Origin of the sequence: Gemmata obscuriglobus, assembly GCF_008065095.1 — a bacterium.
GTDB lineage: Bacteria > Planctomycetota > Planctomycetia > Gemmatales > Gemmataceae > Gemmata > Gemmata obscuriglobus.
This window is the reverse complement of sequence record NZ_CP042911.1, coordinates 5,519,663-5,540,258: the sequence shown is the minus strand read 5'-3', so window position 1 is coordinate 5,540,258 and position 20,596 is coordinate 5,519,663. Positions and strand designations below refer to the sequence as shown.

Below are 20,596 nucleotides of genomic sequence, written 5' to 3'. Positions count from 1 at the left end.
TTGGCAGCGGAAACGGCTTCTTCCGTGTTGTGGGAGTCGAAGGGATCTGTGACGAAGCCGGATAAATTTCTCCGATTTGGGACGAGAACGATTCATCGCCCCGTCCCTGTTACCAGCGTTGCGTCAGGAGCATGTGACAGCCCCCCGCAAAGTTGAGCAGAAATCGGTGTGTCGGTAACAAGATTCTGGGAAATGTCGCGCAACCGGCGTCGCGGACTGATAGAGTCTACCACAACCAACGGGGGTGTCCCGTTGGTCGACGCCGAACGCTGCTTCTCCCGATCGAAGAGTCCGCGGTCGCAGTGACCGGGATCGCCCGACAGGTGTTGCCGGTGGTAGGTCAGACCACCAGTTCGTTCGTCACCGCCGCGGTCCCGCGCGGGTAGCAGAGACAGTAGCGGCCGGACCGGGCCGCGGGAGAGAGTTCGTCGTGGGTAAGAAACTGTACGTCGGCAACCTGAGCTGGGGTGTCACTGACGCCATGCTCCAGGAGATGTTCACCCCGTACGGGGCCGTCGTTTCGGCGCAGGTCATCATGGACCGCGACACCGGCCGCTCGAAGGGCTTCGGGTTCGTCGAGATGGGGAGCGACCAAGAGGCCCAGGCCGCGATCAGCGGCATGCACGGGCAGGTCATTGAGGGCCGTCCGCTGACGGTCAACGAGGCCCGGCCGAAGGAGGGCGGTGGTGGTGGCGGCGGCGGTCGTCGCGGTGGCGGCGGCGGCGGCTACGGTGGTGGCGGCGGCGGCTACGGTGGTGGCGGCGGCGGCTACGGTGGTGGCGGCGGCGGCTACGGTGGTGGCGGCGGCGGCTACGGTGGTGGCGGCGGCGGTCGACGGTACTAAGCCCGCGGCAAAAGCAATACAATTTCGACTTCGGGGCGGTGCCAGTCGCCGCCCTCTCTTCGCCCGCGATCCGGGGCGCTGCACGTCGGGAGTACTCGCCCCGGCGTCCCGCGCCCTTCACTTTTCAACGCAGGAACCTGAAGCTTGCCTACTCCGTCAAGCAGCACGCGACTGGCCCAGCCGGACCAAACCGCGCCGGTCGACGTGGCACCCGAGGCTATTCTCCCCCCGCCGCAGCAGACGTTCAGCCGGCTCCGGATCGTGTACTCTTGGCTCACCACGTTCGTGGGCGTAACCGTTCCCCTCGCGGGCCTCATTACGGGTATCGTCCTGGCCTGGGGCTGGGGCTACTTCACGTGGGTCGACTTTGGTCTGCTCGTCGGCATGTACCTCGCCTCCATGCTCGGCATCAGTGTCGGTTTCCACCGGCTGTTCACGCACCGCTCGTTCCAGACCTTTGGGCCGATTCAGGCGGTGTTCGGGGTGCTCGGTTCGATGGCCCTTCAAGGGCCGCTGCTCGACTGGGTCGGCCGGCACCGGCTCCACCACCAGCACAGCGATAAAGACGGCGACCCGCACTCTCCTTACCCCCACGACCGCGGCGTGCTGGGCTGGATGAAAGGGTTTTGGCACTCGCACATCGGGTGGGCGTTCGCGCCGATGCCCGACAACCTGGCCCGTTACGCCGGCGACTGGCGCAAGAGCCGACTGATCCGCACGGTGAGCAACCTGTTCCCGCTGTGGGCGGTCCTCGGCCTCTTGGTGCCGACCGCGATCGGCTACGCGTTCGGCGGCGAGCACGGCGCGCTGACCGGCTTCATCTGGGGCGGCCTGGTCCGCATCCTCCTCGGGCACCACGCCACGTGGAGCGTCAACTCGATCTGCCACCTGTGGGGCACCAAGCCATACGCTTCGGGCGACGAGAGCCGGAACAACCCGCTCGTGGGCATCGCCGCCCTCGGCGAGGGCTGGCACAACAACCACCACGCGTTCCCGCTGTCGGCCCGCCACGGGCTGAAGTGGTGGCAGTTCGACATTAGCTGGATCATCATCTGGACGATGTCCCGACTCGGGCTGGCGTGGAAGGTGCGGCTGCCGTCGCGCGGCGAACTGCTCGCCCGCGCCGAAACGCCGCTCCGGGCCACCGGCGCCGCGTCCTGACATCGCCTTCGGGATCGTAAACAACGGGTGCGGGGGAGGACGGGCACTGGCCCGTCCTCCCCCGCACCCGTTTCGTGAAGCTGTGCGGACTCTGTAAGACCCTTCAGACTGTGGCACTATCTCCCGGACCAACTTGTGCCGCCCGTTGTTTTGTCAGGAAGGTGCCGATCGTGCCCGCAAAGCGTTCCGGTTTGTTCGTGATCTCGCTGCTCGGCGCGCTCAGCGTCGTGAGTCCGTTCGCCATTGATATGTACCTGCCGGCGTTCCCCGAACTGGCAACCGGTTTCGGCGTGCCGAGCACGACGATCGCGCTCACGCTGTCGAGCTATTTCATCGGGCTCGCGCTCGGGCAGGTTGTGTACGGGCCGCTGCTGGACCGGTTCGGCCGGAAGCCGCCGCTCGTGGTCGGGCTGGTGCTGTTCATCGTCACCTCAGTCGGGTGCGCATTTGCCCCGGACGTGTATACGCTGATCGGTCTCCGGTTCGTGCAGGCGCTGGGCGGGTGCGTGGCGCAGGTGGCGTCGGTCGCGATGGTTCGGGACTTCTTCCCGCGTAAGGAAGCGGCTCGGGTGCTGTCCCGGCTGTTCTTGTTCATCGCGGTTTCCCCGCTGCTGGCCCCGACCGTGGGAACCTTGGTGATTGAAGCGGGCGGGTGGCCGGCCGCGTTTCTGGCGCTAGCAGTTGTGGTGGCGGGAATCCTGGCGTTGGTGGTCACGCTGCTGCCCGAAGGGCACAAGCCGGACCGCGACATTTCGCTGAGGCCGGGGCCGATCCTGTCCGAGTACGGGTCCATTCTGCGGCACCCGCGGTTCCACACGTTCGCCGGTGCCGGGGCGTTTTCGTTCGCCGGGCTGTTCACGTTCGTGGCCGGGTCTCCGATTCTGTTCAGGGACGGGTTCGGCGTGGACGGGAAGACGTACAGCCTGATCTTCGCCCTGCTGGCGGGCGGGTTCATTGGGGCGAGCCAACTCAATGTCGCGCTGCTCCGCTACTGGCCGAGTGAGGTCCTGTTCCGCCGATTTTTGACTGCTCAGGTCGTTTTCGGGTGGCTGTTCCTGGCCGGCACGGTGGCGGGCTGGCTGGACCTGTACGGCACGCTGGCAGTGCTGTTCGCCTTCCTGTGTTGTGTCGGGGTCACGAACCCGAACGCCTCCGCGCTGGCGATCGCGCCGTTCTCCAAGAACGCCGGCAGTGCGTCGGCCTTGCTGGGATTTTTCCAACTCGGGACCGGTGCGGTGATCTCGATGGCGATCGGTGCCGTCGAGCCAAACAATCAGGTCCCAATCGTCGCCATTTTCGGCACCACGGCGTCGATCGGGCTAGCGATCTTGGTGGTGGGACGAAAGCGGGCCGAAGCGACTCCGGTGATCGAACACCCGGAGCCGGTCGCGCCGGCCGCGCACGACGCGTCGGCAGAGGAGAACGAACTGGCCGAAGCGCGGTGCTGCCCGTCGAGCGCACCGTGAGCGGGTGAGTGGAGGACTGTAGGATCAACGGGCCGGCTCTGTTTGCCCCGGCCCGTTCGTCATTTCTTTGGGCCGGCGGACGAGAGCTTGAACTCGACGCTGTTCTCGCCCGCAACGATGTCCGCCGTCAGACCGGACGTGGTCGGGTCGTTGTAGCCGGACGGGATCAGCGACTTGCCGCTCATGTAGTCGGCTTTCGGGGCCTTCCCTTCGCCCGGGTTGGCGACGACCGCCGGTCCGGGTTCGGCGTTCGCGGTTACGGCGACCCGGTGCGAGGCGACCGGCGCGCCGTCACCCGCGTCGTAGGTGGTCACGTTGGTGATCTCGCCGTTAACGATTTTGCCGGTCGCGGACCGGTACCCTTTCGCCTCGAAGGTGACGGTGCCATACGGCAGCGGCTTGCCGTCGAGGGTGACGGTGCCTTTCACCTTCGCCAACTTGGGCCGGTCGGAGCACCCGGCCGCGAGAGCCGAACACAGAACGAGGGCCGTCAGCGCGCAGCGAACCATGCGGATGAATCCGGAATGTGGGATGAGGTAGGGAAGGGGGCGGGGCCGAACCCGCCGCGGTGCAGGGTGGGACTCAGTTCGAGAGCGCTTCACCGCCCGCGCGCGAGGCGTACGCGCGGTACGTCGCCCCGTCGATCCCCTCGGTGACGAACCGAACGCTGCCATCACACAGGAGGAAGTTGGCGCCGCCGCTGTGGAAGCTGCGGAACCCGATGGACTCGTCCCACCGGGGCGTGCTCTGGGTGGGCAGGTTGTCGGCCAGCGACTTGTTCTGGTAGTTGATCGGGTACGCCGTGGTGGCCCAGGACTGGGCGGCGAAGTTCTGGGTGATGCAGAACGCGCCGACGCACTCGCCGACCGCGTAGGTGTTCGACAGGCCGTCGCTGATGTCGCCGAACCGGGCCGACCAGCCCCACCGCGCCATGACCCCCCGCGCCATCGGGTTCGAGTAGCTCAGGTTCCCGTAGTCCGGGGACTGGCCCACCCCGCCGCTGTTCTTGTAGTCGCCGGCGCACGCGGCGTAGTCGGACTGCGACAGCACCCACGTCGGCCCGGCGAAGCTCTCCTCCTCGCGCGTCGCGTCCGAAAACGGGTCCGACGGGCACACGAACATTCCGAACTTCTTGCTGAGCAGCGCGTAGTTGTTGCCCTGCCAGGCGTGAACCTTGAAGTCCAGTTGCGCGTACACCGCGTTCTGTTCGACGTCCGCGAGGATCTTGGGCTGCCAGTTCCACCGCACCGGGTTGGAGCCGTTGTCGTGGAACTCGGAGGTGGGCAGCCGGCCGTTGCGGTCGTGGAAGTTGTGGAGCGCGAGGCCGATCTGCTTGAGGTTGTTGGAGCACTTCATGCGCGCGGCGGCCTCGCGCACCTTCTGCACGGCGGGCAGAAGCAGACCGATCAGGATGGCAATGATCGCGATGACGACGAGCAACTCGATGAGCGTGAAACCGCGGCGGGAGCGAGACATTGATACACCCTTGCGAGGAGACGATCACGGGGATCAAAGGCGGTGTGCGGCAGCAGTCTACACCGACGGGCGGGCGCGTGTCGAACACAATTTTCTTCGATCGTTCACCGCTTCCACAATTCGGACACGGACCGCAGCGGGAACTGCCTTCGCGCGGCGGCCCGGGAGGGAAACGTAAGCGGCCCGGCGCCGCGCGTGCTCGTTAAGCACACGCGGCGCCGAGCCGCGAGGAAGGGACGTGGGCGTCGTCGGGTGGGTGATGCTTCAGGCGCTCACTTCACGTCGAGCGGAGCTAGCTCGTTCGAGGGCTTCGCTTGGATGGTCACCCGAAGCGGCGATGCCTTCGGGTCGCTGTACTTCTTGTCGAAGGTCGGCGGTTTGCCCTTGTTCGCCCGCATCAGCGGCGACTCGAGGGGTTCGTAAAGGAGTGTGACCACGTACTCGCCCGCCGGGGCGCCGTCGTCCGCGGCGGTCGTGGTGAGGCTGAACGTGCCGTCCGGTTTGGTGGTCGCGAACGGGCGCGTCGGCTCCGTTTCCGTCGCATCGAGCGAGTGTAGAAACACGGTCACGCCCGCGGCCGGCTGCCCGTTGATGAGCAACTTCCCTTGTGTCGGGTAGGTAGGCTTGCGCGACGGCCCGCCACAGGACGCGATGAGCAGAGTGGCGACCGCGACCAGGATGATCGCGGGGCGGCATGGGAACGACCGAATAGGCACCGAAGTCACTCCAACCGAGACAGGAGATACGGGACGCTGTGCGTGCGGCGCTCAGAAGTCGCTCGGGAGCACTTCGCCGTTGGACTTCGTCACCAAGTAGACAACGGTTTTCGCGGACGCACTGGAGGTCAGGAACCGGACGCTACCGTCGCACAGCAGCACGTTCACGCCGCCCGAGTGGAAGCTGTAAAGCCCGCGGGCGGTGGACCCTGCGGGCTGGCTGTTGGTGCATCCCACGACGCAGGAACCCGGGGAGGTGGCGCCGGTCGAGTCCGAGCCGCTCAGCCAGTTCTCTCCGCTGAACGGGTCGCCCCAGCCGCCGCCCTGCTCGGTTGCGGTCGAGGTCTTCTGCCCACGCACCCACTTGTCATTCTTCCCAACGATCTCGCCCAGCAGCAGCGTGTTGGAAGTGCCGTCGGTGATGCCCAGAATGGATGTCTGGGCGTTGGCCGACAGGACCCCGCCGCGGCTGCCCCCCGTGTTCGGATCCGCCACGACGCTCCACAGCGACCCCATCACGCCGGTGATGACGTGGTAATCGCTGACCGCCGCCTGAAACGACGGTAGGCCGTAAGCGGACGCGAGCGCCGGCACGCATGTGTAGACCCGGTTCTCGCCCGGTGCGGACGGGCACTGGAAGGTTTTGAGCGGGGTGGCGACGACGGTGGCATTAGCGCCGGTGGCGAAGATGGTGTTCAGGTTGTACTGCTTGAACAGGTTGTCCTGCTCGATGTACGGGAGCAGGTACACGCCCCAGGCGTGCGCGTTCGGGGTGGGGGTGGTAACGAACTGGTACGCGTTCGGGAACTTGTCGTTGTTCACCAGGGCGTAGTTGTGGAACGCGAGCCCCAACTGCTTCAGGTTGTTCTGGCACTTCATTCGGGCCGCCGCCTCGCGCACTTTCTGCACCGCCGGCAGCAGCAGACCGATCAGAATCGCAATGATCGCGATGACAACGAGTAACTCAATGAGCGTGAAAGCCCGTCGACGTGTGTCGTGACGCACGCGCGTCTCCCGAAGGCTGCGGCCAGAGAGGGTCAGATATGTGGGGCCGCGTGTGGTTAGTAGACAACAACGGCGGCCCGAAGTGAAGAGCACTTTACAGATTCAGACAAACTTCTCATTTTAGAGTTGCGTATTTCCCGACAATCGCCCGTGCGGTTCGTAATCCGTCCACTGCGGCGCTAACAATTCCGCCCGCGTACCCAGCCCCTTCGCCCACCGGGAACAGGCCCGGCACGCCCGGCGACTCGCGCGAGTCGTTGTCGCGGTCGATCCGGACCGGCGAGCTGCCCCGCGCTTCAGGTCCCACAAGAACGGCGTCGGCGAGGAACCGCCCGTGCCAGCGGCGATCCATTTGCGGCAGCCCGTGTTTTACCGCCTCGGCGACGAGCGGCGGGAGCACCTGCCGCAGGTCCGTGGGGGTGACCCCGCGGGGGTAGCTGCACTCCGGCCGGGCGGTCGTGGCGACGCCGCGCACGAAGTCCCGCGCCCGCTGCACTGGTGCGCGGTACTCGCGCCCGCCCCCCAACTCGAAGGCCTTCGCCTCGTACTTCTCCTGGAGCCGCACCCCGGCGAGCACGTCCGTGCCCTCGAACGCCTCCACCGGCACGGTCACCACGAGCCCGCTGTTCGCGAACGGCGAGTCCCGCTTGGAGAGGCTCATCCCGTTGCTACAGAAGTACCCGTCCTGTGAGACGCTGGGGATGATGTGCCCGCCGGCGCACATGCAGAACGTGAACAGGTCGTGCCCCCCGCTCGCGACCAGCGAGTAGTCGGCGTTGCCCAGCAGCTCCTCGTACTTCGAGTGCCGCGGGCCGAACTGGACCTCGTTCACCACCTCCTGGCGGTGCTCGATCCGCACCCCGAACTGGAACGGCTTGGCCGTCATGGGCACGCCGCGGCGGGCCAGCATACGGTACGTGTCCCGGGCGCTGTGGCCGATCGCCAGCACCGCGACCGACGCCGGGATGAACCCCGACGAGGTGTTTACCCCCTTCAGCCCCGCCGCGTCGAACTCCAGGTCCTCGGCCCGGGTGTGGAACCGGACCTCGCCACCGAAGTGCTCGATCTTCTGGCGGATCGCCTTCACCACCGCCGGGAGCCGGTTGCTCCCCAGGTGCGGGCGGTGGTAGTAGAGGATGCTCGGTTTGCCCGGCTGCTGCCCCTTGCACTCCGCGAACAGTTCCAGCACCCGGATCACGTCCGGTCCGGTGCCGCGGCACGTCAGTTTGCCGTCGGAGAACGTGCCCGCGCCGCCCTCCCCGAACAGGTAGTTGCTCTCGGGCTCGAACCCCCCGCCGCCGTCGAACGTTTTCACGTCGCGGATGCGGTCGTTCACCTTCGTGCCGCGTTCCAGCACGATGGGCCGGTACCCGTGGAGCGCGAGGAAGTACGCGCACACCAGCCCGCCCGGGCCGGAGCCGATCACCACGGGCCGGTGGGGCAGGGGGGCCGGCCCCGGGGCCGGCATCGCGAATGGCGGCTCGTGGTGCAGCTCGACTTGTACGCCGCCCCGCGCCCGGGCGACGACCGCGGGCTCGTCGCCCGGCAGATTCAGCTCGAAATTGTAGACGAACCGGAGCTGGCGTTTGTCTCGCAAGTCCAGCGCCTTGCGGACGATGCGCCATTGTCCCAGCTCGCTCGGGCCGATGCCGAGCGTGCGGGCGAGGTGGACCGGTAGTTCGGCCTCCGGTTCATCGACCGGGAGGCGCAAGTTGGAAACGCGAATCGACATGAGGGGATTGTACGCAACGGCCCCGGTTCCCGCACCGCGCCCAGGAACCATACGAGAGGGATTCTACAGAATCGGGTTGTCGTGCCGTTATGCCCCGGGTAAACTGCATTCACTCTCAGTCGAACTCCTGCCTTCGTAAGCCCGTTATACCCGGCGCCGACCTGCCATGCCGGAACTGACAACGACCTCCGAACCGGCCTTTGACCACGGCTTGCGCCGTCAGGCGCTGGTTCGCGCCATCCTGACCGACATCTTCCACGGCAAGTACCGAGCGGGGCAACGGCTCGTTACCGAAGCACTGGCCCAGCGCTTCGGGGTGAGCCACACCCCGATCCGCGAGGCCCTGATCGAACTGGGCACGTCCGGGATCGTGAACCTGCTCCCGAACCGCGGGGCGGTGGTGCGGCAGGTGACGGCCCGCGATGTGCGCGAGGTGCTCCAGGTGCGGAAGGTGCTCGAGTGCGAGGCCGTCCGCGGGGCCGCACGCCGTGCCGATCCCGTGCGGGTGGCAGCCATCGCCGATGACATCCGAGCTCTCGCGGCCCGCCCACCCGGGCCGGAGGCGGTGGCGGTGGCCCGCGACCTCGACAACACCCTCCACGACTACATCTGTGCCGCCTGCGGGAATGGGTTCCTGCAGTCCGAACTGGCCCGGCTGCGCACCCTGTACCAAGCGTTCCGCGACGTGACCTGGGACCTGGAAGAGGCGCGCAGCGACTTCCACCGCCTCGGGGTGGAGGCCGGTGAGCACCTCGCGATCATCGAGGCGCTCCGCGCCCGCGACCCCCGGGCTGCGGTTCGCGCGATGACTGCGCACATTCGTAGTGGCGTAAAATACTGGCTGCAGGTCAGCACCAACCTTGATCCGTCTTGACGCGTTCGTCCCTCCGAACGAGGTAGCGCTAATGCCACGACCTTTCTCCTACCTGCTGCCGCCCGCGTGCGCCGTGCTCTGTGCGGCGCTCGTCGCGCCGCTCCCCCCCGCGAGTGCCGATCCGCAGCCGCCGAAACCACAACCGGCCGTCGCGGCGGCGGCTCCGGTCGCGGCGGCGGCTCCGGTCGCGGCGGCCCCGGCGCCGGCGAAACCGGGGAACATCGAATACAACCGCGACATCCGCCCGATCCTCGCCGAGACGTGTTTCGCCTGCCACGGCCCCGACAGCGGGTCGCGGAAGGCCGGGCTGCGGCTCGACCTGCGCGAGGCGGCCATCGAGGCCGGCGCGATCGTGCCCGGCAAGCCGGACAAGAGTTCGCTCATCGAGCGCATTCACGCGGACGGCGAGAAGGAACTCATGCCGCCGCTCAAGAGCAACAAGACGCTCTCGCCGGAGCAGCGGAAGCTGCTCGCGAAGTGGATCGAGGCCGGGGCCGAGTACCAACCGCACTGGTCGTTCATCACCCCCGCCCGGCCCGCCACCCCGGCGGTGAAAGACACGAGCTGGGTGCGGACGCCGGTTGACTCGTTCGTGCTGGCGAAGCTCGAAGCGGCCGGGCTGAAGCCGGCTCCGGAGGCCGACCGGCGCACCCTCGCCCGGCGGCTCGCGTTCGACCTCACCGGGCTCCCGCCGGTGCCGGCGGACGTCGAGGCGTTCGTGAGCGACACGGACGCGAACTACTACGAGAAGTACGTCGATAAGCTGATGGCCTCGCCGCACTGGGGCGAGCACCGCGGCCGCTACTGGCTCGACTACGCCCGGTACGCCGACACCCACGGCATCCACTTCGACAACTTCCGCGAGGTCTGGGCGTACCGCGACTGGGTGATTAACGCGCTCAACGCGAACCAGAAGTTCGACCAGTTCACCATCGACCAGCTCGCGGGCGACCTGCTCCCGAACCCGACCCTCGATCAGAAGGTCGCGACCGGGTTCAACCGGTGCAACATCACCACCAACGAGGGGGGCGTGATCGCCGAGGAGTACGTCGTCCTGTACGCCCGCGACCGCACGGAAACCACGTCGCAGGTCTGGATGGGGCTGACGACCGGTTGCGCGGTGTGCCACGACCACAAGTACGACCCGATCTCGATGCGGGACTTCTACTCGCTGTCGGCGTTCTTCAACAACACCACGCAGGCCGTGATGGACGGGAACATCCCGAACACGCCGCCGGTGATCCCCGTGCCCCGGTCGGAAGACCGCCCGCGGTTCGACGCGCTGGCGAAGGAACTGGCGGCGGCGCGGGCCAAGGTGGACGCCCGCAAGGTCGCGGCGAAGGTCCCGTTCGCCGAGTGGCTCCGGTCGGCGAAGGCCGCGGACTTCGAAGGCAAGCCCCCGACCCAGGGGCTCGTGTTCCACGCCCCGCTGAAGGAAGGCAAGGGGAAGGAGATCGCGGTCACCGTCGGCGAGAAGCCGCGGACGGTGCCGTTCGACGCCGGGTACGCGTGGGCCAACGGGAAGGACAAGAAGAGCGCCTTCACCATCCAGCCTGGTAAGGCGATCGAGTTCAAGGACGTCGGCGACTTCGACCGTTCACAGCCCTTCGCGGTGTCGATGTGGGTGTCGATCAACGGCCGCGGGAAGAACGGCGCGATCGTGGCCCGGATGGACGAGGGCAACGGGTACCGCGGCTGGGACGTGTGGATCCAGAACGACCGGATCGCCATGCACGTCATCAACACCTACCCACAGGACGCGGTGAAGGTGGTCGCGAAGGGGCCGCTCCAGCCCAACAAGTGGACCCACGTCACCGTCGCCTACGACGGCACTGGGAAGCCGGGCGGGATCAAGATCTACTACGACGGCGAGCCGCAACCGCAGGACGTGGAGACCGACACGCTGAAGTCCACCACCCGCACGACGGTCCCGTTCATGATCGGGCAGCGCAGCGGCGGCTCCCGTGTGTCCGGCGTCGCGCTGGAGGACCTGCGCATCTACGACCGGCCGTTCACCGGCATCGACGCCCAGCAGCTCGCGGGCTCGCGCCGCACGGCGGACATCCTCGCGAAGCCGGCCGACAAGCGGACCCCGCAGGAGACCGAGGAGCTGTTCACGTGGTGGGTGGTGTCGCAGGACGAGGAGTACCGCGCCCTCTCCGCCGCTTACCGGAAGCTGCAAGACGAAGAGGTGGCGATCCGCTCGCGCGGCACCATCGCCCACGTGATGAACGAGCGCCCGAACACCCAGCCCGCCGCGTTCATCCTGACCCGCGGCGACTACGACAAGCGCGCGGACCCGGTGAAGGCCGACACGCCCAAATCGATGCCGGCGATGGCGAAGGACCTGCCCCGCAACCGGCTCGGGCTCGCGCAGTGGCTGGTGTCGAAGGAGCACCCGCTCACCGCCCGCGTGACGGTGAACCGGTTCTGGCAGGAGCTGTACGGCACCGGCCTCGTGCGCACCAGCGGCGACTTTGGTATCGCGGGCGAGTTGCCGAGCCATCCCGAGCTGCTCGACTGGATGGCCCTGGAGTTCCAGTCGCACTGGGACGTGAAGCGGTTCTTCAAGCTGCTCGTGACCAGCGCTACCTACCGTCAGGCCGCGGTGACGACCCCGGAGAAGCTCGACAAGGACCGCGACAACCGGCTCCTGTCGCGCGGCCCGCGGTTCCGCATGGACGCCGAGATGATCCGCGACAACGCGTTGGCGGTCAGCGGGCTCCTGGTGCGGAAGATCGGCGGCGCGTCGGTGAAGCCGTACCAGCCGGACGGGGTGTGGGAGGCGGTGGCGATGATCGGCTCCAACACCCGCGACTACCGCCGCGACGCCGGCGAGAGCCTGTACCGCCGGAGCATGTACACGTTCTGGAAGCGGGCCGCGCCGCCGGCCGCGATGGAGGTGCTCAACGCCCCCAACCGCGAGACCTGCACCGTGCGCCGCGACCGCACGAACACCCCGCTCGCCGCGCTGCTCACGCTCAACGACGTGCAGTTCGTCGAGGCCGCCCGGGTGTTCGCCGAGAAGACGCTTGCCGTGGACCCGGCGGACGACGCCCGCATCGACTTCGTCGCGCGGCGGCTCCTGGCGCGGCCGTTCCGGGCCGAGGAACTGGCGATCGTAACGGACACGCTGAAGAACCTGCGCGCGCACTACAAGGCGAAGCCCGAGGACGCGAAGAAGCTGATCGCGTTCGGGGAGTCGAAGCCGAACGCGGCGCTCGACCCCAGCGAGTTGGCGGCGTGGACGATGCTCGCGAACCAACTCATGAACCTGGACGAAGTGCTGAACAAGTGATGCCGGCCGCACAGGGCTTCCGCCCTGTGCTACGTCCGGCGACCCCTCCGGGGTGCTAAAGACCAAGGCAAAAGAGCAAAGTCAAAAGGCAAAAAGGATGCAGAGCTGTTGCCTTTACACTTTCGCCTTTTCCCTTGTTTTCCGCCCCGGAGGGGCCGGCGGGCGTAGCACAGGGCTTCCGCCCTGTGCGGCCCTGCCGGAACACGAAACAACTTGCTCGTAGTGCGGTGCCGGATTCCGGGCGCCGTTGCGTGAACCCGAACACCAACCGACGAGATCGCAATGAACCTCTTCAATCACCCGCACGCCCTCGACCTCACCCGCCGGCACTTCTTCGCGTCCGCCGGGCTGTCGGTCGGCTCGATGGCGCTCGCCAGCCTCGCCGGTGCCGCCGAAGTCGCCCCGACGCCGCGCAAGGGCGCGGACACCGCCACGGGGGCGGGCGCGGCGCTGCCGCACACGCACTTCCCGACCAAGTGCAAGAACGTCATCTACTTCCACATGGTCGGCGGCCCGTCGCAGATGGACCTCTACGACTACAAGCCCAAGATGCAGGAGTACTACGACAAGGACCTGCCCGAGAGCATCCGCAAGGGCCAGCGGCTCACCACCATGACCAGCGGGCAGGCCCGCTTCCCCATCGCGCCCAGCCGCTACCGGTTCAAGCAAAAGGGCCAGTGCGGAATGTGGATGAACGACGAGTTGCTCCCGTACACCGCGAAGATGGCCGACGACCTCGTGTTCGTCCGCTCCATGCACACGGAGGCGATCAACCACGAACCCGCCATCACCCACATGCAGACGGGCAACATGGTGACGGGCCGGCCGTGCCTCGGCGCGTGGGCCAGCTACGGCCTCGGCTCGCTCAACCAGAACCTCCCCACGTTCGTGGTCATGGTGGCCAAGCCCACCAACCAGGACCAGGTGCAGGCGATCTCGGCCCGGCTGTGGCAGTCCGGGTACCTTCCGGGCGAGCACGCGGCGGTGAGCTTCCGCGCCGCCAACGACCCGATCCTGTTCATCAACAACCCGCCGGGCGTCACCGCGGACGTGCGGCGCACCACCCTCGACGGCCTGAGCAAGCTCAACGAACTCAACCACGGGCTGCTCAACGACCCGGAGACGAAGACCCGCATCGCGCAGTACGAGATGGCGTACCGGATGCAGTCCAGCGTGCCGGAACTGGCCGACCTGTCGAAGGAGTCGGAGAAGGTGCTGGGGCTGTACGGTCCCGAGGTGAAGAAGCAGGGCAGCTTCGCCCACACCGCGCTCACCGCGCGGCGGCTGGTGGAGCGCGGGGTGCGGTTCGTGCAGGTGTACCACAACAACTGGGACCACCACGGCAACCTGGCCGGGCGGATGAAGGACCAGTGCGCGGACGTGGACCAGCCGTGCTGGGGGCTCGTTCAGGACCTCAAGCGGCTGGGGCTGTTCGACAACACGCTCATCATCTGGGGCGGCGAGTTCGGCCGCACCATCTACAGCCAGGGCGGGATCACCAAGGACAAGGAAGGGAAGACGAACTACGGCCGGGACCACCACCCGCGGTGCTTCACAATGTGGATGGCCGGCGGCGGGACGAAGGGCGGCACCATCTACGGGGAGACGGACGACTTCAGCTACAACATCGTCAAGGACCCGGTCCACGTGCGCGACCTGCACGCCACGATCCTGCGCCTGCTGGGCCTCGACTGCGACAAGTTCAGCTACCGTTTCCAAGGGCTGGATCAGAAGCTCATCGGTGTGGAGAAGGCGCACGTCATCAAGGAACTGATCGCGTAACCGGCACCGCGCCGAGTGATCGGGGCACCAACCCGGTCACCCGGCCGTCGGGGCCGATCGGCGTCCGAACGCAGCGCAACCACGGTCACCTACTGAGGTGCAGACAATTTCACATCGTTGAAGGCCGACCCCATAGGGGGAAGCGGTTCTGCGGTGGGACATGACGGGACGAGGTATTCACGCCGCCGTGATGAAGGCGCTCGGCCTTGAGAGGGAGATTTGTGGTGTTGGGATTCGTGGGATCTGGAAAATGATGTGGGATAACGTGCAAGCAGCGGGGCACTTGTTCAATGCCCCGCCGGGGAGAGATTGATCGTGCATTAACCCGCCGCGAGTGTCGCTGTTCTGACGAGGCGGGAGGACAAGAAAGCGGGGTCGGTATCCCGCCCCTCGTTGTCCCGCCTTATCACGGAACGGACCGCCTCGCCGGGTTCATGTCTCACACGGCGCCGGTCTTGCGGCTCCCAGCGAACACCAAGGCGATGCCGGCGACGGCGGCCACCACCCCAACGATCGGGTTCAGCACGATCGTGTGCGGCTTCTTGGTGTCGATGGTCAGGAAGCTGGTATCGACGGCACGCTCGGTGGTGAAGAACGTGAAGCTCGGAACGGCCAGAGCGAGAATGCCGACGACGATGAGCACGATGCCGAATGCGCGCATGGCTTTCTTCCGTGTTGGAGTGATGTTGGGCCACCGGAACGAGTGGCCCTGAACTGAACGATGTGAAAGCAAACTCGGTGCCAACGCGCCGGACGCTACTCGGTCCAGTCGCTCTCGTCGATCGAGTCGTGTGGCACCCCGCCCATGCGCAGGTAGGCGGACAGAATACCACGGTGGTGAGCCGTGTGGCTGAGCACCCACTTCCGCAGACAGTCGCCCTTCGTCATGCTGAAGAGCACGTGTCCGCCCGCCTTCATCGTCCACGTCTCGGCCATCACCGTATCCGTCACTCCTTTCAGCGCGGCCAGCGACGTGGCAACGTTCTGATCGAAGTGCTTCAGGAGTTCGGTCACGTCCTTCTTATCTGGCTGCGGAACCGCCTCGCCCCCGAACGGGGCGATGTCCAATTTGGGTTGCTGGAGGACGAACGGTATCCACCCGGCGATCTCGGCGAGGTGGCTCGCGTTCCACCCAATGCTTCGGAGCCCAATCCCCGGCGACCAGTCCACCTTGTCGTCCGGCACTCGGGCGAGCAGCTTCCGTGTGACGGCCGTCTCGCGGGTGAATTCCGGCACCATCTGTTCTGAGATCAGCATGTTCGCTCCTTCGAGTTCTGGGCCAAAAGCGCTTGTATCGGCTCGTGGTCCTTCCTCCCGTCGCAGTCATTGCGCGAGCGGAGGAGGACGGGCGCGCCACCGCATACGCAACCGGATCGCGCTAACTACAAGAAGCGCGCAGCAGAAAGCGGTCCGAGACCGTCACTTTCCTCAGTAGATTTTGGGCGTCGTGAGCGAACTAAATGACACCACAACCCTGGAGGCGGCCGTGAGTTCGCTGCGAGAGCTGAAATCTCAGATCCTGTCCGAAGGCCACGACCTGCACATCTGCGATGTCGACGTGGCCCTCATCCGCGAGCACCTGGCCGACGGCCGGCTTGATTCGGACGACCTGCTGGCCCTCACCGAGTTACGGAGCGAGGCCCGCTCGTCGTGCGCCGCGTTCGACGAACTCTTCTTCCCGGCGTTCAAGAAGTATCTGCTGGCCGACGGGACGATCTCCCACCACGAGCAGTTCCTGCTGCTGCGGATGCTCTACAGCGGCGGAGGGGTCGACGACGCGGAGAGGCGGTTCTTGGTGGAACTGCGGAACGAGGTGCCCGTGCTGACCCCGGAGTTCGACGACCTGTGTCAGCTCGCGCTGTCCACGGGGTGAGTACCTTGCCGTGCTTTACAATTGGCGACCGCGGGAAATCTGTGACTCTTCCGGTACTGCCCCTGCGACTTCCATCATTGAGTGGGCTTCAGGTCTCGCGGTCTTTCTGGAGCGTCCCTTAAAAGACCGGTCTAACCAACAGGTAAAGAGGGACCCCACGGATCATTTCTGGTGGCATTTCAGCGTCTCTGCGCGCACAATAACACTCCTGCCCCACACGACCCCGTCACGAGGCTGCAAATGTCCGATACGACCCGTCGCACCTTCCTCCAGGCGACCGCCGCAACCGCGGCGAGCGCGTCCCTGCTGCCGGGGGCGTTCGCGGCTGGCAACGACACGCTCAAGATCGGGCTCGTCGGGTGCGGCGAGCGCGGCACCGGGGCGGCGAAGGAGGCCCTCCGCGCCGACCCTAACGTGAAGCTCGTCGCCATGTGCGACGCGTTCCCGGACCGGCTCGAGAAGAGCCTCGGCAACATGTCGAAGATCGCCGACATCGCCAAGAAGATTGATGTGACCCCCGACCGGAAATTCGACGGCTTCGACGGGTACAAGAAGCTGATCGATTGTGTGGACGTGGTGCTGCTCTGCACCCCCCCCGGGTTCCGGCCGCTGCACCTGCGGGCCGCGATCGAGGCCGGCAAGCACGTGTTCTGCGAGAAGCCGGTGGCGGTGGACGTGACCGGGGCCAAATCGGTGATCGAGACCGCCCGGCTCGCGAAGCAGAAGAACCTGAGCCTGTGCTCCGGGTACTGCTGGCGGTACTACCAGCCGATGCGCGAGACGGTGAAGCGGGTCCACGACGGCGTCATCGGCGACGTGTCGTCGATCCACATCACGTACCTCGCCGGCTCGCTGTGGCACCGCGGCAACGACCCGAAGTGGAGCCCGATGGAGTACCAGATGCGCAACTGGTACTACTACACCTGGCTGTCGGGCGACTTCATCGTCGAGCAGCACTGCCACAACTTCGACAAGGTGAACTGGGTGCTGAACGGCAAGGCGCCGGTGGCGGCGGTCGGGGTGGGCGGGCGGCAGCAGCGCCGCGACCCGAAGTTCGGCCACATCTACGACCACTTCGCCACCACCCTGGAGTTCGCCGGCGGGCTGAAGGTCCACTCGTTCTGCCGCCAGATGGACGGGACCGCGTGGGACGTGAACGACCACGTCGTCGGCACCAAGGGCGCCGCGCAGTTGATGAAGTGGTCGGTGCAGCCGTTCGGGGGCCAGGCGCAGACCTTCGAGGACCCCGCCGCGAAGAGCATGTACCAGGTGGAGCACGACGAACTGTTCGCGGGCATCCGTTCGGGTAAGTACATCAACGACGGCGAGAGCGCCGCCCACAGCACGCTGCTGGCGATCCTGGCGCGGGAGGCCGCGTACACCGGCAAGCGACTCACCTGGGAGGAGCTGCTCGCCTCCAAGCAGAACCTCGCGCCGAAGGAGTATGTGTGGGGCGATATCGCGACTCCGGCGGTGCCGATGCCGGGCGTGTACAAGCTCGCCTAATAGATGAACCTACCTGCGGTGTCGCTGTCTTGACGAGCCGCTCCCGACGGTTGCGGCTCGTCAAGGAAGTGACAGTATTACCGGATACGGCGTATAAGCGGGTTTTGAGGTGAAATAACAGATGGCCCGCGGGCGGCGCACCTTGCGCCGCCCGCGGGCCATCTGTTAGGTAGTGGGCGAAGATCGCGTACCGAGAACGGTGTGGTGTATTGAGTGTGGCCCGCTCGCTCCGCGAGCGGTGCTTCGGGCATCAGATCGCGGTTACGAATCGCAGCACTGGCCGCTTCGCAACCCCGCGAGCGGGCCACACTCAATACACCACGGCAGTCGGTGCCGGTAGCGCGGCGGTGTAACGGGGGTTACAGTCCCGAACCGGTTGCACCCGACTGGTGACTGACAGGACACTTGCTGGTACCGGAACTGGTCAAGGACTGGTGAATCGCTGGTACGGAGCTACCCACGAATCCCACGCTCCGAACCCCGGACGCCGCTCACGCGGCTGGCCTCGATCAGCCGCGGTGGTATTCGCGAATTATGCTATAAGGTGTTTTTGTGAAGTCACTTGTGCCTTGGCGGCCGCCGGCGCTGGAGCGAGATTTAGGGAGCGATTCTCGCTCCGGCGTACCTCTGCGGTGTCGTGAAGGTTGCGTTTACGCGGGCAGCGGTACTTTGAGTTCCGCTGCCGATTTGGCGATCAGCTCCCACGTGCCATCGGGAACCGGAATGCCGTCTTTAGTGCGCTTGCCCTTCGCGGTGCGTTCGGGGTCGCCCGGCAGTGTGATCGTGCCGGCGCCGGCCGCCGTCGGGCACGAGCGAACGTATGCCGTCAGTCCGTCGGTTTCCTTCAAGAAGTGCTCGACGCCGCCGAACAGTGCCGGGTTGAACAGCACGAACACCGCCGCGTTGCCTTGGCCCGCCAGCGGGAACGTCGGGTTGCTGCACGCCCCGCCGGATAGCCCGCCGCACAGGAGGTCGAGCAGCAGTCCGAGCCCGAAGCCCTTGTACGCCTGCGTGCCGCCGAACGGGAGCAGCGCGCCGCGCGGCTCGTTGTATAGCACGCTTGGGTCGGTGGTCGGCTGGCCGGTGTGGTCGATCAGCCAGCCCTCGCCGGCGGGCTCCTTCTTTTGGAACTGCGCCCGCACTTTTCCTTCCGCAACGGAACTGGTGCCGAAGTCGATTACGACGGGATCGGTGCTAGTCGGGGTGCCCATGCAAATGGGGTTGGTGCTGATGCGTCCTTCGGTGCCCCCGGGCGGGGCGACGCGGCGCCCCGAGCCGTGCGAGTTAACGGCCGCGAAGAGAGCAAAGTTCTCCTTCGCGACAAACTCCGCGTACTCGCCGAGTCGCCCCGTGTGTCCGCAGTTGCGGAGCGTGCCGGCCGCGATCCCGAGTGCCTTTGCCTTCGGCACCAACTTGTCGAGGAGCCGGTACGTTTGAACCTGTCCGAGCCCCCAACCCGCATCGGCCGCGACCACCGCGGGCGTTTCGGAGAGTACGGTCAGCGGCGCGCCGGCCTTGTAGGTGCCTTTGCGGATGAAGTCGAGGTACTGCGGGACGCGCATGACTCCATGCGAGTCGTGCCCGCACAGGTTGGCGTCCACGAGGCTGCGAGCCACGGTCGCGGCGTCGGTAGTCGGAACGCCGACCGCCTCGAACAGCGTTTGCGAGAGTTGGGTGAGTGCCGCCGGGGAGAAGGTGGGCATCGGATGTTCCGTGAAATCGGTCGCGGGTTCGAGGTACAATCACCCGCGCGAATTACCCCTTATTATCAGAAAAGGTGTCCGTCATGGCTTTTGAAGTGCGCGCGTCCGAGGGCAAGGCGGGCGACCGCAGCGGCACGATTTACGAACTCACCGACGCCGCGAGCACCGTTCGCGCCGAGGTGTGGCCGCAGTGGGGGTTCAACTGCCTGAAGTGGCAGGTGCGGCAGCCCGACGGACACTGGGCCGACATCCTGTTTCACATGCCGGATTGGGAGAGCAACCCGGTGCCGACTCGGAGCGGGCAGCCGATCCTGTTCCCGTTCCCCGGGCGCCTGCGGGACGGCCGGTTCACCTTCGAGGGGAAGACGTACCAGCTCCCGCTGAACGAATCGAGCAAACTGCACGCGATCCACGGGTTCACCCCGCGCAACCGGTGGCGAGTCGTTAGTCACGACAGCGGCGACACATGCGCCGCGCTGACCGGCGCGTTCAACCTCGCCAAGGATTTCCCGGAGGCGCTCCCGTGGTGGCCGTCGGACTTCGAGTTCCAGGTCACCTATCGGCTGTACGCGGATCGGCTCCGCGTGGACGCGCGGGTTGAGAACGTCGGGGCCGCGCCGCTCCCGTTCGGGTTGGGGTATCACGGGTACTTCGTGCTTCCCGGTGCCAACGCCGCCGACGTTTCCGATTACGTGCTTCAGGCTGGCACGGGCGCACTTTGGGAAGCGGAGAACAACCTGCCGACCGGGCGGAAGGTCGGGTTGCCGCCCGAACTCGATTTCCGCACACCCCGACCCGTCGGCTCGACGGCGCTGGACAACGTGTTCGCCGACGCGCACGGGCCGGTGGACCCGCAGAGCGGGTTGACCGAGGTGGCGACCCTCTCGCACCCGAACGCGATGGGCCGGCTGCGGGTGCTGGCGGACGCATCGTTCAGCGACCTGGTGCTGTTCACGCCGGCTCACCGGCACGCGGTCGCGATCGAGCCGTATTCGTGCTCCGCGGACGCCTCGAACCTTCAGGCGAAGGGGGCCGACAGCGGGTGGCGGGTGCTGCCCGTGGGCGGGGTCTGGGAGAGCGCGGTGGAGTACCGGTACGAGCCGGTCGCCGTGTGAAATTCGGCCCCGGGCGTAACGGTTTGCTCCCGGTACTGAAGCATC

Annotated in this window: 17 protein-coding genes; 9 read left to right on the top strand and 8 right to left on the bottom strand. The window is 66.5% G+C overall.

What is annotated here, in order from left to right:
- Positions 1 to 430: 430 nt before the first annotated feature.
- The 3 genes from GobsT_RS23255 to GobsT_RS23245 all read left to right on the top strand — a co-directional run bounded on the left by GobsT_RS23255 (position 431) and on the right by GobsT_RS23245 (position 3,471).
- Positions 431 to 844 (top strand): RNA recognition motif domain-containing protein, encoded by a 414-nt coding sequence (locus GobsT_RS23255; RefSeq protein ID WP_010048701.1) that lies wholly within the window; start codon positions 431 to 433, stop codon positions 842 to 844.
- A 144-nt stretch (positions 845 to 988) separates the two neighbouring features.
- Positions 989 to 2,005 (top strand): acyl-CoA desaturase, encoded by a 1,017-nt coding sequence (locus GobsT_RS23250; protein WP_010048698.1) that lies wholly within the window; start codon positions 989 to 991, stop codon positions 2,003 to 2,005.
- Between the two features lie 170 nt (positions 2,006 to 2,175).
- Entirely contained in the window at positions 2,176 to 3,471 is a 1,296-nt protein-coding gene (locus tag GobsT_RS23245) for a multidrug effflux MFS transporter (protein WP_010047679.1), read from the top strand.
- Between the two features lie 59 nt (positions 3,472 to 3,530).
- Here GobsT_RS23245 and GobsT_RS23240 read toward each other — a convergent pair whose 3' ends face one another.
- The 5 genes from GobsT_RS23240 to GobsT_RS23220 all read right to left on the bottom strand — a co-directional run bounded on the left by GobsT_RS23240 (position 3,531) and on the right by GobsT_RS23220 (position 8,400).
- Positions 3,531 to 3,980: a hypothetical protein gene (locus GobsT_RS23240; RefSeq protein ID WP_010047677.1), complete on the bottom strand. Its 450-nt coding sequence runs from the start codon at positions 3,978 to 3,980 to the stop codon at positions 3,531 to 3,533.
- Positions 3,981 to 4,053: 73 nt separating this feature from the next.
- Positions 4,054 to 4,947: a DUF1559 domain-containing protein gene (locus GobsT_RS23235; protein WP_010047675.1), complete on the bottom strand. Its 894-nt coding sequence runs from the start codon at positions 4,945 to 4,947 to the stop codon at positions 4,054 to 4,056.
- A 272-nt stretch (positions 4,948 to 5,219) separates the two neighbouring features.
- Positions 5,220 to 5,663: a hypothetical protein gene (locus GobsT_RS23230; RefSeq protein WP_010047673.1), complete on the bottom strand. Its 444-nt coding sequence runs from the start codon at positions 5,661 to 5,663 to the stop codon at positions 5,220 to 5,222.
- A gap of 51 nt (positions 5,664 to 5,714) precedes the next feature.
- Positions 5,715 to 6,668: a DUF1559 domain-containing protein gene (locus GobsT_RS23225; RefSeq protein WP_010047670.1), complete on the bottom strand. Its 954-nt coding sequence runs from the start codon at positions 6,666 to 6,668 to the stop codon at positions 5,715 to 5,717.
- 115 nt (positions 6,669 to 6,783) lie between these two features.
- Positions 6,784 to 8,400 carry an NAD(P)/FAD-dependent oxidoreductase gene (locus GobsT_RS23220; RefSeq protein ID WP_010047668.1) on the bottom strand — a complete coding sequence of 539 codons (1,617 nt, stop codon included), beginning with the start codon at positions 8,398 to 8,400 and terminating at the stop codon, positions 6,784 to 6,786.
- Between the two features lie 166 nt (positions 8,401 to 8,566).
- On the opposite strand from GobsT_RS23220, the gene GobsT_RS23215 reads away from it, so the two are divergent.
- The 3 genes from GobsT_RS23215 to GobsT_RS23205 all read left to right on the top strand — a co-directional run bounded on the left by GobsT_RS23215 (position 8,567) and on the right by GobsT_RS23205 (position 14,354).
- Positions 8,567 to 9,274, top strand: a complete 708-nt coding sequence (locus tag GobsT_RS23215; RefSeq protein WP_010047667.1) for a GntR family transcriptional regulator — start codon at positions 8,567 to 8,569, stop codon at positions 9,272 to 9,274.
- Positions 9,275 to 9,305: 31 nt separating this feature from the next.
- Positions 9,306 to 12,572, top strand: coding sequence for a DUF1553 domain-containing protein (locus GobsT_RS23210; RefSeq protein ID WP_010047665.1), 3,267 nt, complete (start codon positions 9,306 to 9,308; stop codon positions 12,570 to 12,572).
- A gap of 282 nt (positions 12,573 to 12,854) precedes the next feature.
- Positions 12,855 to 14,354, top strand: a complete 1,500-nt coding sequence (locus GobsT_RS23205) for a DUF1501 domain-containing protein (RefSeq protein ID WP_010052720.1) — start codon at positions 12,855 to 12,857, stop codon at positions 14,352 to 14,354.
- Positions 14,355 to 14,793: 439 nt separating this feature from the next.
- Here GobsT_RS23205 and GobsT_RS23200 read toward each other — a convergent pair whose 3' ends face one another.
- Both GobsT_RS23200 and GobsT_RS23195 read right to left on the bottom strand, forming a co-directional pair.
- The gene (locus tag GobsT_RS23200) at positions 14,794 to 15,015 is read right to left on the bottom strand and encodes a DUF3185 family protein (protein WP_010052718.1); all 222 of its coding nucleotides are present in this window, start codon (positions 15,013 to 15,015) and stop codon (positions 14,794 to 14,796) included.
- Between the two features lie 95 nt (positions 15,016 to 15,110).
- Positions 15,111 to 15,611 carry a DinB family protein gene (locus tag GobsT_RS23195; RefSeq protein WP_109570908.1) on the bottom strand — a complete coding sequence of 167 codons (501 nt, stop codon included), beginning with the start codon at positions 15,609 to 15,611 and terminating at the stop codon, positions 15,111 to 15,113.
- Positions 15,612 to 15,840: 229 nt separating this feature from the next.
- Here GobsT_RS23195 and GobsT_RS23190 point away from each other — a divergent pair, with 229 nt between their 5' ends.
- Together GobsT_RS23190 and GobsT_RS23185 are read left to right on the top strand one after the other, a co-directional pair.
- Entirely contained in the window at positions 15,841 to 16,227 is a 387-nt protein-coding gene (locus GobsT_RS23190; RefSeq protein WP_148087846.1) for a hypothetical protein, read from the top strand.
- Between the two features lie 240 nt (positions 16,228 to 16,467).
- Positions 16,468 to 17,733 (top strand): Gfo/Idh/MocA family protein, encoded by a 1,266-nt coding sequence (locus tag GobsT_RS23185; protein WP_010047225.1) that lies wholly within the window; start codon positions 16,468 to 16,470, stop codon positions 17,731 to 17,733.
- 650 nt (positions 17,734 to 18,383) lie between these two features.
- Here the strand turns inward: GobsT_RS23185 and GobsT_RS23180 are convergent.
- A complete protein-coding gene (locus tag GobsT_RS23180; RefSeq protein ID WP_010047223.1) occupies positions 18,384 to 19,436 on the bottom strand; it encodes an Ldh family oxidoreductase in 1,053 nt (350 codons plus the stop codon).
- A gap of 83 nt (positions 19,437 to 19,519) precedes the next feature.
- On the opposite strand from GobsT_RS23180, the gene GobsT_RS23175 reads away from it, so the two are divergent.
- Positions 19,520 to 20,551 (top strand): aldose 1-epimerase, encoded by a 1,032-nt coding sequence (locus GobsT_RS23175; protein WP_010047218.1) that lies wholly within the window; start codon positions 19,520 to 19,522, stop codon positions 20,549 to 20,551.
- Positions 20,552 to 20,596 lie beyond the last annotated feature (45 nt).

Bases quoted from the DNA above. Each gene is read 5' to 3' on its own strand.
- GobsT_RS23240 (WP_010047677.1), bottom strand. From the start codon at position 3,980: ATGGTTCGCTGCGCGCTGACGGCCCTCGTTCTGTGTTCGGCTCTCGCG.
- GobsT_RS23235 (WP_010047675.1), bottom strand. From the start codon at position 4,947: ATGTCTCGCTCCCGCCGCGGTTTCACGCTCATCGAGTTGCTCGTCGTC.
- GobsT_RS23220 (WP_010047668.1), bottom strand. From the start codon at position 8,400: ATGTCGATTCGCGTTTCCAACTTGCGCCTCCCGGTCGATGAACCGGAG.
- GobsT_RS23215 (WP_010047667.1), top strand. From the start codon at position 8,567: ATGCCGGAACTGACAACGACCTCCGAACCGGCCTTTGACCACGGCTTG.
- GobsT_RS23210 (WP_010047665.1), top strand. From the start codon at position 9,306: ATGCCACGACCTTTCTCCTACCTGCTGCCGCCCGCGTGCGCCGTGCTC.
- GobsT_RS23205 (WP_010052720.1), top strand. From the start codon at position 12,855: ATGAACCTCTTCAATCACCCGCACGCCCTCGACCTCACCCGCCGGCAC.
- GobsT_RS23200 (WP_010052718.1), bottom strand. From the start codon at position 15,015: ATGCGCGCATTCGGCATCGTGCTCATCGTCGTCGGCATTCTCGCTCTG.
- GobsT_RS23195 (WP_109570908.1), bottom strand. From the start codon at position 15,611: ATGCTGATCTCAGAACAGATGGTGCCGGAATTCACCCGCGAGACGGCC.
- GobsT_RS23185 (WP_010047225.1), top strand. From the start codon at position 16,468: ATGTCCGATACGACCCGTCGCACCTTCCTCCAGGCGACCGCCGCAACC.
- GobsT_RS23180 (WP_010047223.1), bottom strand. From the start codon at position 19,436: ATGCCCACCTTCTCCCCGGCGGCACTCACCCAACTCTCGCAAACGCTG.
- GobsT_RS23175 (WP_010047218.1), top strand. From the start codon at position 19,520: ATGGCTTTTGAAGTGCGCGCGTCCGAGGGCAAGGCGGGCGACCGCAGC.